Genomic DNA, 17,285 nt, shown 5'->3' on the forward strand with positions numbered 1-17,285 from the left:
CCACCACCCGCTTGCCCTGTGCGCTCATGACGGTGTCCTCAGGAAGCGCGACGCGACAGCCGGGTGATGAGGGCGTCCAGCAGGTCCCTCAGGCCATGGGGGTTGGGCAGCGTCTGCAGGCTCCGCCGCGCCGCGCGCGACGCCCGCTCCACCGCGCGCTCACACGCCGCCCGGCCGCCGAAGTGCTCCACCAGCTCCCGCGCGCGGGCCAGCGCCGCGTCGTCCTTGCACTCCACCGGCAGCGCCCACAGCCGCTCCAGCTCCTCGCGGCCCTCGGGCGTGGCGCGCACGTACGCGGCCACCACCGGGAAGGTGCGCTTGGCCTGCATGAAGTCGCCGTCGGACGCCTTGCCCGCCACGGCCGCGTCGCCAAACAGGCCAATGAGGTCGTCGCGCAGCTGGTACGCGAGCCCCACCGAGCGCCCCACCCGCTCCAGCCCCTGCTGCAGCGCCTCGTCCGCGCCGCCCAGCATGGCGCCGCACACCAGCGGGGCGCAGAAGCCGTAGCGCGCCGTCTTGAGGTGCGCCACGCGCAGCGTCTGGAAGAGCGTCACCTCCGCGAGCGGCACGCGCGCCAGGTCCAGATCCAGGTACTGCCCCGCCGCCGTGTGCCGGCACACGCCCAGGTAGTAGCGCGCCACGCGCGAGGCGCCCGGCAGCCCGGACTCCAGCATCGCCTCCAGCGAGCGCGCGAAGAGGTGGTCGCCCATCACCACCGCCAGGTCCTCGCCCGGACGGCCCGGGGCCAGCATCCGGTGCAGCACCGGCCCGCCCCGCCGCAGCTCCGCCTGATCCGCCACGTCGTCGTGGATGAGCAGGAACGTGTGCAGCAGCTCCAGCCCCGCGGCGAAGCGCCACAGTCCCTGCGGCACGGAGGTGCTTCCGCGCGCCAGCCCGTGCCCCGCCAGCACCAGCGCCGGCCTCAGCCGCTTCGCCGGCCGCAGCGCATAGGCCCGGGCCTGCGCCGCCGCCTGTGTCCAACGTGCGTCCAGGCCCTGCTCGTCCGGCAGCTCGAAGAGCTGGGCGAGCGCGGACTCCACCTGCGCCTGCACGAGCTGCAGCCAGGCGTGCTCAGGGGGCGCGGCTCCGGCGGAGGTCTGCTGCACGTTGGGAAGCAGGGTGGCCATACAGCGGATCTCCGAAGTCGGGAGCACGGCGGCGGCAGCCTTCGCACCTAGAGGTAGCGTTTGCGTCCAGAGATTGTCAAGGCTATGTCTAAGGTTTGTAAAAACCTTGTACACAGGAGGCTCCCGATGAAGGCGTGGATCACAGGTGCGTTGACGGTGACCCTGGCGGCGGGGAGCGCGAGCGGCGCCTCCCCCGAACCGGAGCCGGTGGACGCGACGTTAAGCACCTCCAGCGGGGACCGGATCCAACTGGCGCGCTGGCGTGGGAAACCCGTCATCCTCTTCTACGAGGACAAGGACTCCACGACACTCAACGCCCCCTTGAAGACGGAGCTGTTCACCCGGGGACGGGAGCGCGGCCTTCTTCAAAGTGCGTTCGTGGTCGCCGTGGCCAATCTGGAGAAATACGACTTCTTTCCCGCGCGGGAGATCGCCCTGTCGTACGTGCGTGACGAGGAGAAGAAGGCTGGCGTGCCCATCCTGGTGGACCTGAAGGGCACCCTGGGCCAGGCGCCCCTGAAGCTGCCCACGAAGACGTCCACGGTGATGCTGCTGGACGCGGAGGGCACGCCCGTCTACCGCCACTCCGGCCGCATGAAGCCGGAGGAGCAGGAGCGCTTCTTCGTCGCCCTGAGCCAGCTGGTGGGCCAGGACCTGACGACCTCGGCCGGCGTCGCGGGGGACCCACCGTGAGGGTGACGTGCACCGGTGCCACCGGCTTCCTCGGTCCAGGCCTTGTTCAAGGTTTGTTGGAGGCCGGCCACACGGTGCACGTGCTCAGCCGGAGCGTGGAGCACGCGCTGGGCCGGCTGCCCTCCGGGGTGACGGGCTCCTACTTCGACGGGAGTACCCCGCTGTCCCCGGACGCGCTCGCGGGGGCGGAGGGGGTGGTGCACCTGGCCGGAGAGCCGGTGGACCAACGTTGGACGCATGAGGCGAAGCACCGCATCCATCAGAGCCGCGCGGAGGGCACGCGCGTGCTGGTGGAGGCCATGAAGCAGGCCGGGTGCGTGCGGCACTTCGTCTGCGCGTCGGCGGTGGGCTTCTACGGCGGCCACCGCGCGGGGCAGACGCTGACGGAGGAGGACCCGCCCGGCGACGACTTCCTCGCCCACGTGTGCCAGGACTGGGAGAGGGAGTCCGTGCGCGCGGAGGAAGCGGGCATCCGCACGGTGCGCCTGCGCATTGGCGTGGTGCTGCACCCGGCGGGCGGCGTACTGCACCGGATGCTGCCGGTGTTCCGGATGGGCGCGGGCGCGAAGGTGGGCAACGGCCAGCAGTACGTCAGCTGGGTCCACAGGGAAGACCTCTTCGGGCTGATGCGCTTCGCGCTGGAGCACCCCACCCTGTCCGGCCCGGTGAACGCCACGTCGCCGGAGCCCGTCACCAACGCGACCTTCGCGCACACGCTGGGCGCGGTGCTGGAGCGGCCCGCGGCGCTGACGGTGCCGGGGCTGGTCCTCAAGGCGCGCTTCGGAGAGATGGCGCGCGTGGCGCTGGAGGGCCAGCGGGTGATGCCCCGGCGCGCGCTGGAGGCGGGCTTCCAGTTCCGCTACCCCGACCTGACCGGAGCGCTGCGAGACCTGCTGTCCCCTCCCGTGGAGCGAGCCACGCATGGATGACACCCGGACGCTGGAAGCCCGCGCGCGCAAGGAGGGCACGCCGCTCATCGACGGAGACACCGCCACCTTCGTGTGGAGGGGCCCCCGCCCCGTCTTCCTCCAGGGAGACTTCCAGGACTGGCGCGGCACGCCCCTGCCGCTGGAGCGCGTGGGCAAGGGGCTGTGGGCGCGCTCGCTGGCGCTGCCCGAGGACGCCTACGTCGAATACGCGCTCCAGGACGCCAAGGGCCGGCGCGTGCGCGACGTCCTCAACCCGCGCCGCTCCGACAACGGCTTCGGCGGCTTCAACCACTGCTTCTGGATGCCCAGGGGCGAAGCCACGCCGCTGGGCAAGCGCGTGCGCAACGTGCCCAGGGGCCGCGTGACGCGCCACCAGCTGGAGACGCACGAGTGGGTCGTCGGGAGGAAGCGCGCGGTGTCCCTCTACGCGCCGCCCGTGAAGGGCCCCGTGCCGCTGATGGTGGTGCTGGACGGCGACGACTACCTGAAGCGCGTGCAGCTGCCCACGGTGGTGGACAACCTCATCGCCGCGGGCCGCATGCGCCCGGTGGCCATGGCCTTCGTGTCCAACGGCGGCCCGGCCCGCACCGCCGAGTACGCGTGCAGCGAGGCCACCGTGGCCTTCCTCCACCAGCGCGTGTTCCCCCTGGCCCGCGAGCACCTGTCCCTGGTGGACGAGCAGCGCACGCCGGGCGCGCACGCGGTGCTGGGCTCGTCGCTGGGCGGCCTCATGGCGCTCTACGCGGCCCAGCGCCTGCCCCACGTCTTCGGCCGCGTGCTGTCCCAGTCCGGCGCCTTCGCCATCGAGGGCACCGACATGGTCGTCTTCGACCTGGCCCGCCGCGCGGGCCAGCCGCCCCTCCATGTCTGGATGGACTGCGGCCGCTTCGAAGGGCTCCAGGACGGCAACGAGCGCATCCTGCCCGTCCTCCAGGCCGCCGGGCACCGCGCCACCTACCGGCCCTACAGCGGGGGCCATAATTACCCCGCGTGGCAGACCAGCCTCCCGGCCGCTCTGGAAGAAATCTTCTCGACCGCTGGGTGACGCGTCGCGGCGAAGCGCCGGATTTCCGCCCGGGACGAAAGCCCCCAGGAATCAGGGGGTTGGCCCGGGAGGAAGGCGGCCAAGGCCGGATGATCCAGGTTTGGGAGGGGCCTCTGACGCAGCGAGCGGGCAGCCAGGCGGGGCGTGTGGACCGGGGAGCCACGCAACCCGGGGGAAGGACGGACCGATAACAGATGTAGGTGCGCCAACCCGCCGCGAGTACCGCGACGGGCATTCCCCCGCTCCTGGAGTCCCCTCATGTCTCGCGTCGATGGTGGCAACCGCCCGTCCCTTCCTCCGAAGCGCTCGGAGTTCGAGCGGTCCGAGCGGAGCGACGTCACGCGCGACAGCAAGTCCGGAGCCCCCGCGCAGGGCCGGACGCCCGCCAACGCCAACGTGCGCTCCTTCCAGGGCCGCAGCGACTTCGAGCCCGCGCGCCCCGCCCCCGGCCGCCCCACGCCCGCGCAGACGCCGGCCGTGAAGGCCCCGCCCTCGCCGGCGGAGGCCGAGTCCATTGCCCAGGCGGACATCGAGCTGGGGCTTCTGTCGGAGTTCCCGGACGCGGACGCGCAGAGCGGCATCGCCTCCGCCATGCTGCACGCGCACGCGGACGCGCCCGCGTCGCAGAACCGCATCGTGGAGCGGCTGAAGCAGGACGGCCGCCTGGAGACGCTCTTCGGCGAGGTCTTCCGCGAGGACAACCCCTACGTGGAGCAGCCGCACAAGAAGGCCATCGTGCGGGCGCTCGACACCGCGCTCACCCGGGGCACGGTGACGACGGACGACCTGCGCGCCTTCTCCCGCGGCACCTACGCCCAGGAGTGGCAGCAGATCGGCGCCGAGCTGGGCACCACCCGGAAGTAGCCAGGCCCCGCTTCACGCTTCTTCACGCGCATGCCGGTTGCGCCGTGGCGCGTGCGCGAGAGGATGGGCTTCCCATGGTGGAAAGCCCGTTGCGCATCATCCTGTTCATCCTCCTCGTCAGCGTCGCGTCGGTCTACGTCCACGTCTACCTGTACCGGCGCCTCTTCCGCGACACCTCCTCGAGCCGCTCCTGGCGCACCGCCGGCAAGGTCCTGCTGACGGCGCTGTGCGTGCCGCTGCTGTTGTCCTGGGTGGTGACGCGCATCCTTCCCTCCGCGTTCATCGTCGCCGTGTTCGCGTGGACGTGGATGGGCGTCGCCGTGTACCTGCTGCTCTCCCTGGCGCTCCTGGGTGGGGTGCGCTGGCTGGTGGCGCGCACGCGCGGACACCGGGGCATCGCCGCGCCGCTGGCCACGCCCGCGCCGGACCCCGCCGCGCCGCCGTCCCTGGCGGACCTGGCCGTCACCGTGCCGCCTGCCGCCGTGCCCGCCGTGCCCCCCGTGGACGAAGCGCGCCGGCTGTTCCTCGCGCGGGCCACCGCGGGTGGCGCGGTGCTCGCGGCGGGCGGCCTCACCGGGTACGGGATGTGGAGCGCGTTCCATCCGCCCGTGGTCAACGAGGTCGCGGTGCGGCTGCGCGGCCTGCCCAGGGCGCTGGACGGCTTCACCATCGTCCACATGAGCGACATCCACGTGGGCCCCGTCATCCAGCGGCGCTTCATGGATGAGCTGGTGCGGCGGGCCAACGCGCTCAAGCCGGACCTGGTCGCCATCACCGGCGACCTGGTGGATGGCACGGTGAACGACCTGCGCCACTCCGTCGCCGCGCTCCAGAACCTCCAGGCGCGCGCGGGCACGCACTTCATCACCGGCAACCACGAGTACTACTGGAACGCGAGCCGCTGGGCGGACGGGCTCACCGGCCTGGGCGTCAACGTGCTGCGAAACCGTCACGTCACCATTGGAGACGCGGGCGGCGCGTTCGACCTGGTGGGCGTGGACGACTGGTCCATGCGCACCGGCCCCAAGGGCTACAACCTGGACGCCGCCATCGAAGGCCGGAATCCGGACCGCGCCGCGGTGCTGCTCGCGCACCAACCATCCAATTGGGATGTGGCCGCGAAGGCGGGCATGGGACTGCAGCTGTCCGGTCACACCCACGGCGGACAGTTTTTCCCTTTCACGCTCGCGGTGTCCGCCATCTGGAAGCACGACGCCGGGCTCTTCCAGGACGGCGACAACCACCTCTATGTCAGCCGGGGCACCGGCTTCTGGGGCCCGCCCCTGCGCGTCGCCGCGCCATCCGAAATCGTTAAGGTGACGCTACTGGCAGTGTGAGGTGTAGATTTACCCGGAAATGGGCAAGGAACCAGCGAAGCGCGAAATCAAACAGGAGCGGGCCGCGCGAACGCGGGTCGAAATCCTGGAGGCGGCCATCACGTTGTTCGCCCGGCGGGGTTACCTGTCGACGACGATGTCGGACCTGGCGAAGGCCATCCGGATGACGCCCGGGGCGCTGTACTGGCACTTCCCCACCAAGGAAGACCTGCTGCTGGCGGCCATCGAGGAGCTGCACCAGCGCTACCTGATGGAGTTCGCGCCGCTCCTGGCCGAGCGCCGCATCCTGTCCGGCCGGGAGCAGCTGGTCTTCGTCGTATCGCGCACGTCGCAGTTCCTGCGCTACCACCGCGAGTACGGCATCTTCTTCGGGATGCTGTCCGCGGAGTCCGCGGAGTCCAACGACCGCGTGGCGGAGGCGCTGCGCGAGAAGATTTCGCTCTACGTGGCGGTGCTGACGGGGATGATCCGCTACGGCCAGAAGCGGCAGGAGTTCCGTCAGGAGGTGGACCCGGTGCACATGGCCCACACGATGATGGGCGGCTACCTGGGCATCCTGCTGCACCACAACCTGTACCGGAGCACCGTGAACTACGACCCGCTGATGGCGTCGCTGGACATGATCCTCTCCGGCGGCCTCCACGTGCGCGGCCCCCCGGGCTGATGCGCTGAACCCACCGGCCCGTGCGGCCCGGAAAGACAGACGCCCGGTCCCCCACCTGAGGGGACCGGGCGTTTTCATTTCAGCGGGACGCCGTGACTACGGCTTCTCGGTGGGGCTGGACGCATTCTGCGGCTGGCGCACCGTGCGGGGCACGAAGTCCGACGCGTTGTTGTCGGAGTCGTAGCCGTTGCCCGCCTTCTCATCCGCGCCGCCCACGCCCATGGTCGCGTCGGTGGACGACGCCCGGGCCTTGCGCTCGATGCTGCCACCCTTGCCCGCGGGCGCGGGGGCCGCGGCGCCTTCCACCACGGTGCGGCCGTTGCCGAAGCCCACCGTGTCCACCACGCCCGTGAGGGCCGTGGGGTCCACCGTCACGTCCGCCGTGCCCAGGCGGACGTTGCCCGTGTTGCCGGAGATGTCCGTGTTGCCCCACGTATGGTCCGCGGGAACCGCCGACGTGGAGTAACCGGTGGCCGCGACCAGGTAGTAGCCATGGGCCTTGATGATGGCGTCAGGAGGCAGCGTGGCCAGCACCGTGAAGTTCGTCGTCGTGCTGGTGGTGTTCGCCGTGCGGTAGAGCAGCTTCCAGCCGGTGATGTTCACGTCGAAGTTCGTCGGGTTGTACAGCTCGATGTAGTCGTCCCCGTTCACGGTGACGCCCTGGCCGGCGATCTCACTGATGACGATGTGGCCCTGCTCCTCGGCCACGGTGACCTCCGCCTCCTTCGTCACGCCCTGGTAGGACGCGGTGAACTGGCCGGTGCCCGGCGTCTGCGTGGCGGTGAAGACGACGGTGGCCGTTGTCTGCCCCTCCGGCACCGTCACCGTCGAGTCCGGCAGCGAGCCCAGCCCCGCGTCCGAGAACGCCACGTCCACGACCGCGCCACCCACGGGGGCCTTGCGGGTCAGCGTGACGGTGAACGTCTGCGTCCCGCCCACCACCACCGTCGCCGTGTCCGGCGTGACGCTGGCGAGCTTCGCGGGCGGAGGCAGCACGGTCAGCGGCGCCGAGCGCGTGATGCCGTTGAGCGAGGCGGACACCGTGCCCTCGCCCTCCCCTTCCGCGTCGGCGGTGAACGTCACCGTCGCCGTCGTCTCACCCGCGGCCACCGTCACCGACGTGGCGGACAGCGCGCCATAGGGCGTGGCCGCAGGAGCGGCCAGCGCCAGCAGCACCTGCACGGACTGCGCCGGAGCGGACTCCAGCGTCACCGTGAACACCTGGGCCGCGCCCGCGTTCACCGTGGCGGTGGACGGGGTGAGGAACGCCAGCCGGGGCACGTCCGTGATGGTGTTCACCGTGGCGCTCAGCCCGCCCAGCGTCACCGTGCCGGAGCCGGTGCTGGCGTCGTCCACGGTCAGGTCGAAGGTCGCCGTCAGCGCGTCCGTCGTCACGTTCCGGGCCGTGATGGTGCCGAAGTCCGCGGGCGTCACCACGGGGTCCAGCGTGGTGCCCGCCGGCACCGGCCGGTCGAACGTCACCGTGAAGCGCGCGGTGCCGCCCGGCGCCACACCCGTCGTCGCCGGGGTGAGGTCCGTGGCGGTGGCCGCCTCGGTCTCGCCCAGCACGCGCAGCGTGGCCGTCTGGGAGGACGCGCCCAGCGTCGCGGTGAGGGTCACCGAGGCCGCCGGCGCCTTCGCCTCCAGCGCCACCGTGGCGCTCGTCCGGCCGGCGGGGATGACCACCTTCCCGTCCTTCGCGGTCAGCGCCGCCGTGTCACTCGACGCGATGTCCACCGTCACGTCCAGCGGGTAGCCGAACGCCAGCGTCACCGTCAGTGCCTGCGGGAGGGCCTGGGTGCCGCCCACGCGCGCGAAGCCGCCGGACGTGAACGCCGTCAGCGCCGGCAGCGGCAGGGCCATGTCGGCCGGGCCGCGGGGCACCAGCTTGTGGTCGTTGAAGTTGTACGTGAGCACGCCGCGCAGCGCGATGTACTCGGTGCCCAGCACCTGCGTGGGGTAGGTGAAGGCCTGGTCATCCACCATCAGGCCCGAGGACGCCGGGTTGCCGGCCTTGTTCTCGTCCACGATGAACTCGCGGTTGCTGTTCTCCAGGCGGGTGTTGAAGACGTTGCGGACCTCCACCAGCGCGCCCTCCAGCGCCTTCGCCCGGGGGCCGTTGGTGCGGATGTCCTCCGTGCGCACCACCTCCGGGGCCGGCAGCGGGTTGCCCACGCTGTTCTTCGTCACCGTGGAGTCAACCACCTCCAGCAGGCCGAAGTACTCCTTCAGCGTGCCCTCCACGCGGATGTTGTCCCCCACCGCCACGCCGGCCTTGAGGCTGTACATGTAGAGGCCGGAGTCATCCACGCCCTTGCCCGCCGGGTAGCGGGCCACCTGCACCCAGTAGCCGCGCTCCGACTTCGTCGCATCCACCGCGGTCACCACCACGTCGTCCAGCAGCACCTTCGTGCCCACCAGGGACTGGTTGCCGAAGCGGGGCGTCGCCTTCACGTCGTAGACGGTGGCGGGGCACGCGGCGCCGCCGGGGTTGGGCACCGGGCACGGGTCGCACGCGTCACCCACGCCGTCGTTGTCCGTGTCCTTCTGGTCCACGTTGGCCACGAGCGGGCAGTTGTCGCCGGGAGCGGCGATGCCGTCGTAGTCGAAGTCGGACGGGTCCTCGACGGAGCACGCGGCCGCGTCCGCCGGGCAGCCGTCGCACGCGTCGCCCTTGCCGTCGCCGTCCGTGTCCTTCTGGTCCGCGTTGCCCACGAACGGGCAGTTGTCCTTCCAGGTGGGCACGCCGTCGTGGTCGTCGTCGTCACCGCGGAAGGCCTGGCACGCGGTGGTGCCGGCCTCCAGGGGGCACGGGTCGCACGCGTCACCCACGCCGTCGCCGTCCGTGTCCAGCTGCCGCCCGTTGTCCATGGGACGCACGGGGTTGAAGATGGTGGGGCAGTTGTCGGCGGCGTCCTCGATGCCGTCCGCGTCCCCGTCCGCCGCGCTCGCCAGGCCCGTGTAGACGGTGGAGCCGTTGACGGCGGCCGCCGGGAAGGTGGTGTTCACCGCGCTGCGCGCGGGCTCGCAGGTGGGCTCGTTCTGCGGCGTGCCGCACGCGAACAGCGGGTAGAGGTTCTTGGTGTCGGGGGAGTCCTGGAACTCCTTCAGCGTCATCTTGATTTCCGACTTCAAGCACGCGGCCTTCTGGGTGCCGCACACCTCCAGCGCGTCGCAGGAGTCCGCGCCCTTGAGGCCGTCCACCAGCGCCTGGTCGCCGTAGAGCGGCTTGCCGCCGCGCACCGTCAGCACCACGTCCTGCGGATCCGCGGCGATGACCGCGCGGAACGGCGAGCCCGCGTTCGTGCCCAGGCGGAAGATGGCCAGGTCCGCCATCCTGCCCGGCGCGATGCGGCCCACGCGCTCGTAGATGTCCACCGCGTCCGCGGCGTTGCCCGTCACCATGCGCCACAGGTCCTCGTCGGTGAAGGTCCTGGCGTAGCGCGTGGTGTTGAGGTGGTCCGCGCAGCGCAGCTCGCGCAGCAGGTTCATGGAGCCGGAGCGGATCCAGTCCGTGCCCAGGGAGATGGGCACGCCCAGCCGCTTGAAGGCCGTCACCATCGCCGTGTCGCCGTACAGAGAGACGTTGGTGCGCGGAGACCAGACCAGGCCCGTGCCGTGCGCCGCCATCTCCGAAATCTCCCGCGCGGTGAGGCCCACGCCGTGGATGACGGCCGAGCGCGGGAACAGCACGTTGCCCGTGCCCGTGGACAGGCAGCGGAACTCGTTGAGCGCCGTGGCCGCGATGCCCTCCGCGATGTGCGGCAGGTACGCGGACGTGCGCGAGGTGATGGTCGCCGAGGACGGGAACGAGGCGTAGGAGCAGCCCTCCGTCAGCGTGGTGCCGGTGCTGTCCCCCAGCGGGAAGGTGTCCGAGTCCGCGTACGGCTCCGCCAGGCCCTCCTGGTTCGCGATGCCCGCACTGCCGCCCGTGTCCAGGTTGCGCAGGAGCCCGGGCTGCCCGCCCGCGCCCGCGATGGAGGTGGTGCCCGCCATCACCTGGCGCAGCTCCGACCAGCTGATGGCCGCCGCCTTGGAGTTGGACGGGTTGTTCAGCCGGGTGTGGTTGTTCTTGCCCTCGCGCCAGTCATGGCGGTGCTCGTAGCGCTCCACGCTGGTGCTGGCCAGCGGCGAGCCCGGGAAGGTGATGTGGTCATGCGGGTTGATGAGGCCCGGGGAGATGACGCCCGTGGGGCACGTCACCACCGTGGCCTCCGCGGCGCCGGCCGCCTTCGAGCAGTCGCACTCGGAGCAGGTGATGACGCCCTGGGCGTCCACCAGCACCTGGCCGCCCACCAGCACCTGGCCGTCCTTGAGCACGGTGCCGGCGAAGAGCTTCCCGGCCGTGCCCGCCTTCGTCACCTCGCAGGTGGCGCCGTTCGCCAGCGGCGCGGGAGGCGTGGCCCAACACTGCACGGTCTGGGTGGCGGTGGGGGTACAGTCCGCCTCGCACCCGTCGCCGCCCACCGTGTTGCCGTCGTCACACTGCTCGGCGCCTTCCTTCCTGCCGTCGCCGCACTTGGTGCCCGGGAGCGTGCAGTCCGCCTCGCACGTGTCGCCGCCCACCGTGTTGCCGTCGTCGCACTGCTCGGCGCCTTCCTTCTTTCCGTCACCGCAGACCGCCCGGCCCTCGGGTTCTTCTGAACTGCAGGCACTGCCCAACACGAGGACCGCGCCCAGGGCGGCCAGCAATAAACGGGAGCTGCGCATGAAGCCTCCTGCCCGAAGGCAGTGCTTGAAGAAGGAACGGGTGCGACGAAGGAAAGCCCCCCGTGCCTCGCATGCCGCAGGCGGCGGGGGTGCAACATTTCAGCGGTACCTGACCCCTGAAGTCCACTTCATGGGGCTCCAAAGGTCTACCCGGCGCTGGGAGGTGTGGTAAGGGCGCACCCAACGTGTGGGGGAGCAGGCAGATGACGCGGCCTGCCACGTTCTAGAGTGGGGGGGACATGATTACCCGGAATCCATCGAGCACCGTGTCGCGCTTCCTGGACGCGCACCTGCGGCGTGACGCGCAGGCGCGAGAGCTGTCCGTGGCGCGCTTCATGAGCATCCTGTCCGCCATCTGCGTGGTGGTGGCCGCGGCGCTGGGGCCCGCGATGGGCTGGGACCTGACGTTCGCGCTGATGGGGCTGGCCACGGTGCTGTCGGGCTACTACGCGTGCATGTGGTGGGTGCTGCGCTCCGGCGCGTTCCACCCGGCCATCCCGTGGCTGAACGTCTTCATTGAAGTGAGCATCCCGGCGGTGGTGCTCACGTTCGACCTGCGCTACCAGGGCCCGGTCTACGCGCTCACCGCGCCCACGCTGGTCATCTGGGGCACGCTGGTGACGCTGGCGGGCCTGCGCAGCAACCCGCGCCTGGGGCTGGCCGCGGGCGCGCTGGTGGCGGCGGAGTACCTGGCGCTCTACTTCGGCTTCGTGCGGCCGCTGCTGCCGGAAGAGCCGCTCGTCACGCTGGCGCCGCTGTTCATCTGCGTGCGCGCGTTCTTCTTCGTGGCCACGGGGGCGCTGACGGCGACGCTGGCGCGGCACTTCCTGGAGCGCACCCGCAGCGCGCTCGCGGCCCTGCGCGAGCAGGAGGTCATGGGCAAGTACGTGCTGCATGAACGGCTGGGCGCGGGCGGCATGGCGGAGGTGTACCGGGCCACGTACTCACCGGAGGGCGGCTTCGAGAAGCAGGTGGCGCTCAAGCGCATCCTGCCGTCGTACGCGGACGACGCGGCGTTCGTGACCCTGTTCCGGCGCGAGGCGGAGCTGTGCTCGTCGCTGTACCACCCCAACATCGTCCAGGTGTTCGACCTGGGCCGCCACGGCGGCACCTACTTCCTGGCCATGGAGTACGTGGACGGGATGCCGCTGAGCTCGCTGCTCAAGCCGCGGAACCGCCGGCCGCTGCCCGTGGCCGCCGCGACGTTCCTGGCCGCGGAGCTGGCGTCCGCGCTGGACTACCTGCACCGGCGCACCAGCGCGGACGGCGTGCCGCTGCGGCTGGTCCACCGGGACCTCAACCCGCCCAACATCCTGGTGTCTCGCATTGGCGAGGTGAAGCTGTCGGACTTCGGCATCGCGCGCGACGCGGTGCGCGCGAACCTCACGGTGGCCGGCAGCGTGCGCGGCAAGCTGGGCTACATGGCGCCGGAGCAGGCCATGGGCAAGGACCTCGACGGGAGGGCGGACCTCTTCGCCCTGGGCCTCACGCTGCACGAGGCCCTCACCGGCCGGCGCGCGCTGAGCGGCCACTCCGAAGAGGTGCTCCTGCGCGCGGCGGTGGACCAGGACGTCGTCCCGCCCTCGCAGCTGAACCCCGCGGTGCCGCTGGCGCTGGACCTCATCGTCATGCAGCTGTTGCAGAAGGACCCGGCGAAGCGCACGCCCAATGGCGCCGCGCTGCGCCAGCAGCTGCTCGCGCTGGACGGCCCCGCGGCCCCCTTCCCGCACGGCCAGGCGGAGCTGGCGCGGGTGGTGCGCGACACGAAGACGCTGGCGGAGCAGCTGAACGTGGAGACCGTGGAGACGGTGGCCGCGGGCAGGCCGCCGCCGCTCGCGCGCTCGGCCTGAGGTCCTGGGGTCCTGGGGTGAGGCAGGCTGCGCGGGACCCGGGAGCGCGTTAGAACGCGGCGCGTTTCCCCGCCGCCTGGAGCCCGCCCCCGTGGACATCGCCGTCATCACCTACGCTGGACTGCCGCAGCTGAATCCGCTGGACGCGCCGCTGGTGCCCGCACTGCAGGCGCTGGGCCTGGACGCACGGCCGGTCATCTGGGACGACCCCTCCGTGGACTGGAGCCGCGTGCGCGCGGCGGTGGTGCGCAACGCCTGGGACAGCCACCTGCGCCGCGATGAGTTCCTCGCCTGGGCGGACCGCGTGGGCAGCGTCACGCGGTTGTTCAACCCGGCGGACGTGCTCCGGTGGAACACGCACAAGGGCTACCTGAAGACGCTGGAGGCGCAGGGCCTGCCCCTGACGCCCACCGTCTGGGTGCCGCCCGGGGGAAGCCTGGACGTGGCGGCGGCGGCGCGCGAGCGCGGCTGGGACGCGGTGGTGCTCAAGCCCGCGGTGGCCGCGGGCGGGCTCAAGGTCTTCATCGTCCGGCCGGAGCAGTGGGACGACGCGAGCGCCAGGGTCACGGAGCTGGCCAGGGAGGGGGACGTGATGGTGCAGCCCTACCTGCGCGCCTTCGAGACGGAGGGCGAGCGCTCCTACATCTTCTTCAACGGCGTCTTCAGCCACGCGGTGCGCCGCCCGCCCACGCTGACCACCGCGCCCCGGGGCTTCGCGGAGCCGCACGGCTTCACGCCGGACAACGCGGAGGAGCAGCGCATTGCCCACGACGTGATGGAGGCGTCCGGCGGCGCGCGGCTGTTGTACGCGCGCGTGGACGTGGCCACGGACAACGCGGGGAAGACGCGCCTGCAGGAGGTGGAGGTGACGGAGCCGTGCCTCTTTTTGCCCATGGACGCGGGCGCGGCGGAGCGGATGGCCAGGGCCGTGGTTGCCCGGTTGTAGTCTTTCACGCGGGCCCATTCGCCCACTCGTGGACACCTGGAAGTCCGTCAGGGCGACGCGAAGGCGGCGGATGGGGTTATGACTGGGACATGCGAGCCCTGTTGCTCTCGCTGCTCATCCGGCAGCACATGGCACTCCAGGAGAAGTTCAACGCCAAGTACCCGCACGCGTGGCTGGTGTGGGAGGCGGGCGCGTGGAACGTCCCCGAGGAGCAGAACGTGGCGGCCACGCGGCTGCCCATGATGGACCTGCGCGACTGTCTGCCCGCGGGCGACGCGCTGTGCTTCGAGCTGATGGGGGTGGCGGACCGAGGCCCCCTGAAGCTGGGGCGCGCGTCGCACAACACCTTCGTGGTCAACGACGCCACGGTGTCGCGCGAGCAGTTCGCCCTGCACCCCACGCCGGACGGCGGCTGGCAGGTGGAGCGGCTGGCCCAGTCCCGGCCCGTGACGGTGAACGGCGAGGCGCTGGAGGCGGAGCAACCGCGCCTGCTGCGCACGGGCGACGAGCTGAAGGTGGGCGACGTGCGCCTCACCTTCCACGACGCCCCGTCGTTCCACGCGCGCATCGGCCGCATCGCCGCGCAGGTGCTGGCGCAGGCCTCCTCGCCACCCCCGCAGCGCTGAAGCGCTCTACCGCCCCACGGTGCCGAGCGTCGTGTCCCGGGGACCCGGCGCCGTGGCGGCCCACACCGCGCCGCCCGTGAGCAGCGCCGCCGCGCCCACGCCCGCCCAGAAGTACCAGCGGCGCGTCAAGGGCTTGGAGGCGCCGGCCTCCGGCTGCACGGACGCCTCCGGCACCTGCATGGCCAGGGCCTGGGAGGCCCCGTTCTTCTCCGGCGCGGCGGACGACGGAGGGGCGGCGAGCCGTGCCTCGCTGGCGCGCGCCTCCGCCAGCGCGGCCTGCTCCCGCGCCTTCTGCAGCTCGCGGTCGCGGGCGAAGCGCTCGCGCTCCCGGCGCTGCTCCTCCTGGACGCGGGCCTTGGTCTCCATCTCCGCGCTGAGCTCGCGCGCCACGTCCGCGTTGGCGGGCTCCCCCTGCGACAGCGCCAGGTAGCGCCGGTAGAAGAAGGCCGCGCGCGACGGGTTGTTCAGCTGCCGGTGGCACTGCGCGATGTTGAAGAGGAACGCGGGCAGCGGCTTGAGGCGGTACGCCTCGCTGAAGGCCTTGAGCGCCCGGTCGAACTCGCCCAGGTCGTACGCGAGGTTGCCCTCGGAGAACTTCTCCCGCGCCGCGTCCTCCGCCGCCGTGACCGCCGGGTCCTCCGCCGCCACCGCCAGCGACGGCGTCCCCAGCGCGAGCGCGAGCGCCAGGCTCAGGGCCCGGGGCTCACTGCGACGCGAACGGATCAATGACCGCATCCCTGCTTCCTCCCTTGCGGCCCGGCGCGCGTGCGGGGGCGCGGCGCGGCCCCGCGCTCGCCTTCACGAGCGGCACGGTCAGCTCCGCGGTGGCGGCACCCTGCTTCAAATCCACCGACCGCTCCAGCGGAACGTAGCCCGCGAGTTCGACACGCAACTGCGGCGGCACCGCCTGCCGGCTCAGCGCCTTCGTCAGGGGCGTGGTGCCCAGCTCCTCGCCGGTGTCCACGCGGACGACCTTCGCGCCCGGAGGCGACGAGTGCACCGTGAGCGTCACCGCGTCCGCCGCGCCCAGAACCGCCGGAGCTCCCGCCGCGGACGCGCCCGAGGTGGACGCCACGGCCACGGGCTCCCGCGCCGGCTGCGAGGCGCGCATCGCGTGCAGCCCCGTCCACGTGGTGATGCCGGACACCAGCGCGAGCGCCGCCAGCCCCACGGACACCTGGATGCGCCGGTCGCGCAGCAGGCCCGGCACCTTCATGCGCAGGGTGGGCCGCTCCGCCTCCTCCGCCAGCGCCTCCGTGTTCGCGGGAGCGGCGGCGAGCGGAGAAGTGGGCATCATCAAGAGCGCGGTGGTGACCTCCGCCAGGTGCTGGGGCCGGGCTTCCGGCTCCTTCGCCAGGCAGCGCATCACCAGGGACGCCAGCTCCTGCGGCACGCGCTCGCCGGACGGCAGGTGCGTGGGCAGCGGCGGCGGCGGCTGGGTGATGATCTGCACCACCAGCTGCCCGAAGGCCGGCGCCTGGAAGGGCGGGTGGCCGGAGAGCATCTCGTAGAGGATGTTGCCCACCGCGTAGATGTCCGCGCGCGCGTCCACGGGCAGCCCCGCGGCCTGCTCCGGCGCCATGTACGCGGGCGTCCCGATGATGGTCCCGTCCAGCGTGCCCGTGAGGCTCACGCCCGTCTGCGTGGTGATGAGCTTCGCCACGCCGAAGTCCAGCACCTTCACGAAGTCCTGCTGCCCGGAGCGCTGCGTGATGAAGAGGTTGTCCGGCTTGATGTCCCGGTGCACCACGCCCACCTGGTGGGCCGCGCCCAGCGCCGCGCACACCTGCACGCCCATGCGCTGCACGCGCTCCAGCGTCAGCCCCTCCTCCTTCAGGAGCGCCGCCAGGCTCTGGCCGCGCAGGAGCTCCATCACGCAGTAGACGTGCCCGTCGGGGGACTCGTCCACGAAGTCGAAGACCTCCACGATGTGCTCGTGGTTGATCTGATTGACGGTGCGCGCCTCCTGGAAGAAGCGCTGCACGAACGAGCTGTCCCGCGCGTGCTCCGGCTTGAGCACCTTGAGCGCCACCTGGCGCCCCAGCCGCACGTGCCGCGCCTGGAACACGCGGCCCATGGACCCTTCACCCAGCAGCTTCTCCAGCTGGTAGTTGCCCAGCACCGTCCCTTCCTGGACCTCCTGTCCGGGCGGCGACATCACGAGCGGCGCTCCGCCACCATCGGTCACGGCGTCACCCGATTCGGACAGGACTGTGTGCGCGAGGAGGTCGTCGGTGCCCATGGGCGGATCAGGTTTCCATCCCCGGGCGACCCTGCAACCCACGGGAGGGCATCTATCGCGCGTGAGACGGAAAAACTTTCGGCATGTGACGGTTCACCCGCCGTGCGCCGTGTGGACAGGTGGCATGTGCGGCGACCGCGCACCCTGAATCCACGGACATTGAAATACTTCTCCATACAGCCCACTCCCGTCCCTGTTCCCCCGGCGCGCGATGGTCGCCGCTTGGGTGCGGTTGGTCAACGTGGGCGGAGG

At 71.7% G+C, this 17,285-nt stretch carries 13 protein-coding genes; 9 read left to right on the forward strand and 4 right to left on the reverse strand.

What is annotated here, in order from left to right; genetic code table 11:
- Positions 1-38 precede the first annotated feature (38 nt).
- Positions 39-1,127, reverse strand: a complete 1,089-nt coding sequence (locus tag D7X55_RS19230; RefSeq protein ID WP_120546086.1) for a polyprenyl synthetase family protein — start codon at positions 1,125-1,127, stop codon at positions 39-41.
- Between the two features lie 126 nt (positions 1,128-1,253).
- Between D7X55_RS19230 and D7X55_RS19235 the strand changes: the two genes are divergently transcribed.
- The 6 genes from D7X55_RS19235 (at position 1,254) to D7X55_RS19260 (ending at position 6,659) form a co-directional block, all read left to right on the forward strand.
- Positions 1,254-1,820 (forward strand): hypothetical protein, encoded by a 567-nt coding sequence (locus D7X55_RS19235; RefSeq protein ID WP_199747008.1) that lies wholly within the window; start codon positions 1,254-1,256, stop codon positions 1,818-1,820.
- The gene (locus tag D7X55_RS19240; RefSeq protein WP_120546088.1) at positions 1,817-2,749 is read left to right on the forward strand and encodes a TIGR01777 family oxidoreductase; all 933 of its coding nucleotides are present in this window, start codon (positions 1,817-1,819) and stop codon (positions 2,747-2,749) included. The genes D7X55_RS19235 and D7X55_RS19240 overlap by 4 nt, the downstream gene beginning before the upstream one ends.
- On the forward strand, positions 2,742-3,794 hold the full coding sequence (locus D7X55_RS19245; protein WP_120546089.1) for an alpha/beta hydrolase-fold protein: 1,053 nt from the start codon (positions 2,742-2,744) through the stop codon (positions 3,792-3,794). Before D7X55_RS19240 ends, D7X55_RS19245 begins: the two co-directional genes overlap by 8 nt.
- 258 nt (positions 3,795-4,052) lie before the next feature.
- Complete coding sequence (locus D7X55_RS19250; RefSeq protein WP_120546090.1) at positions 4,053-4,658, forward strand: hypothetical protein; 606 nt, start codon at positions 4,053-4,055, stop codon at positions 4,656-4,658.
- 74 nt (positions 4,659-4,732) lie between these two features.
- Entirely contained in the window at positions 4,733-5,995 is a 1,263-nt protein-coding gene (locus D7X55_RS19255; protein WP_121723829.1) for a metallophosphoesterase, read from the forward strand.
- Positions 5,996-6,014: 19 nt separating this feature from the next.
- Positions 6,015-6,659: a TetR/AcrR family transcriptional regulator gene (locus D7X55_RS19260; protein ID WP_120546092.1), complete on the forward strand. Its 645-nt coding sequence runs from the start codon at positions 6,015-6,017 to the stop codon at positions 6,657-6,659.
- Positions 6,660-6,755: 96 nt separating this feature from the next.
- On the opposite strand, the gene D7X55_RS19265 is transcribed toward D7X55_RS19260, so the two are convergent.
- Positions 6,756-11,369: an amidohydrolase family protein gene (locus tag D7X55_RS19265; RefSeq protein WP_121723830.1), complete on the reverse strand. Its 4,614-nt coding sequence runs from the start codon at positions 11,367-11,369 to the stop codon at positions 6,756-6,758.
- A gap of 239 nt (positions 11,370-11,608) precedes the next feature.
- Here D7X55_RS19265 and D7X55_RS19270 point away from each other — a divergent pair, with 239 nt between their 5' ends.
- The 3 genes from D7X55_RS19270 to D7X55_RS19280 all read left to right on the forward strand — a co-directional run bounded on the left by D7X55_RS19270 (position 11,609) and on the right by D7X55_RS19280 (position 14,791).
- Positions 11,609-13,219, forward strand: coding sequence for a serine/threonine-protein kinase (locus D7X55_RS19270; RefSeq protein WP_121723831.1), 1,611 nt, complete (start codon positions 11,609-11,611; stop codon positions 13,217-13,219).
- 91 nt (positions 13,220-13,310) lie between these two features.
- On the forward strand, positions 13,311-14,165 hold the full coding sequence (locus tag D7X55_RS19275) for a RimK family alpha-L-glutamate ligase (protein WP_121723832.1): 855 nt from the start codon (positions 13,311-13,313) through the stop codon (positions 14,163-14,165).
- Positions 14,166-14,254: 89 nt separating this feature from the next.
- On the forward strand, positions 14,255-14,791 hold the full coding sequence (locus D7X55_RS19280) for an FHA domain-containing protein (protein WP_121723833.1): 537 nt from the start codon (positions 14,255-14,257) through the stop codon (positions 14,789-14,791).
- A 6-nt stretch (positions 14,792-14,797) separates the two neighbouring features.
- On the opposite strand, the gene D7X55_RS19285 is transcribed toward D7X55_RS19280, so the two are convergent.
- Both D7X55_RS19285 and D7X55_RS19290 read right to left on the reverse strand, forming a co-directional pair.
- Positions 14,798-15,526, reverse strand: coding sequence for a tetratricopeptide repeat protein (locus tag D7X55_RS19285; RefSeq protein ID WP_121723834.1), 729 nt, complete (start codon positions 15,524-15,526; stop codon positions 14,798-14,800).
- Positions 15,495-17,033 carry a serine/threonine-protein kinase gene (locus tag D7X55_RS19290; RefSeq protein ID WP_120546098.1) on the reverse strand — a complete coding sequence of 513 codons (1,539 nt, stop codon included), beginning with the start codon at positions 17,031-17,033 and terminating at the stop codon, positions 15,495-15,497. The genes D7X55_RS19285 and D7X55_RS19290 overlap by 32 nt, the downstream gene beginning before the upstream one ends.
- Between the last annotated feature and the right edge of the window lie 252 nt (positions 17,034-17,285).

Source organism: Corallococcus sp. AB049A, from assembly GCF_003668885.1.
Taxonomy (GTDB): Bacteria; Myxococcota; Myxococcia; order Myxococcales; family Myxococcaceae; genus Corallococcus; species Corallococcus interemptor.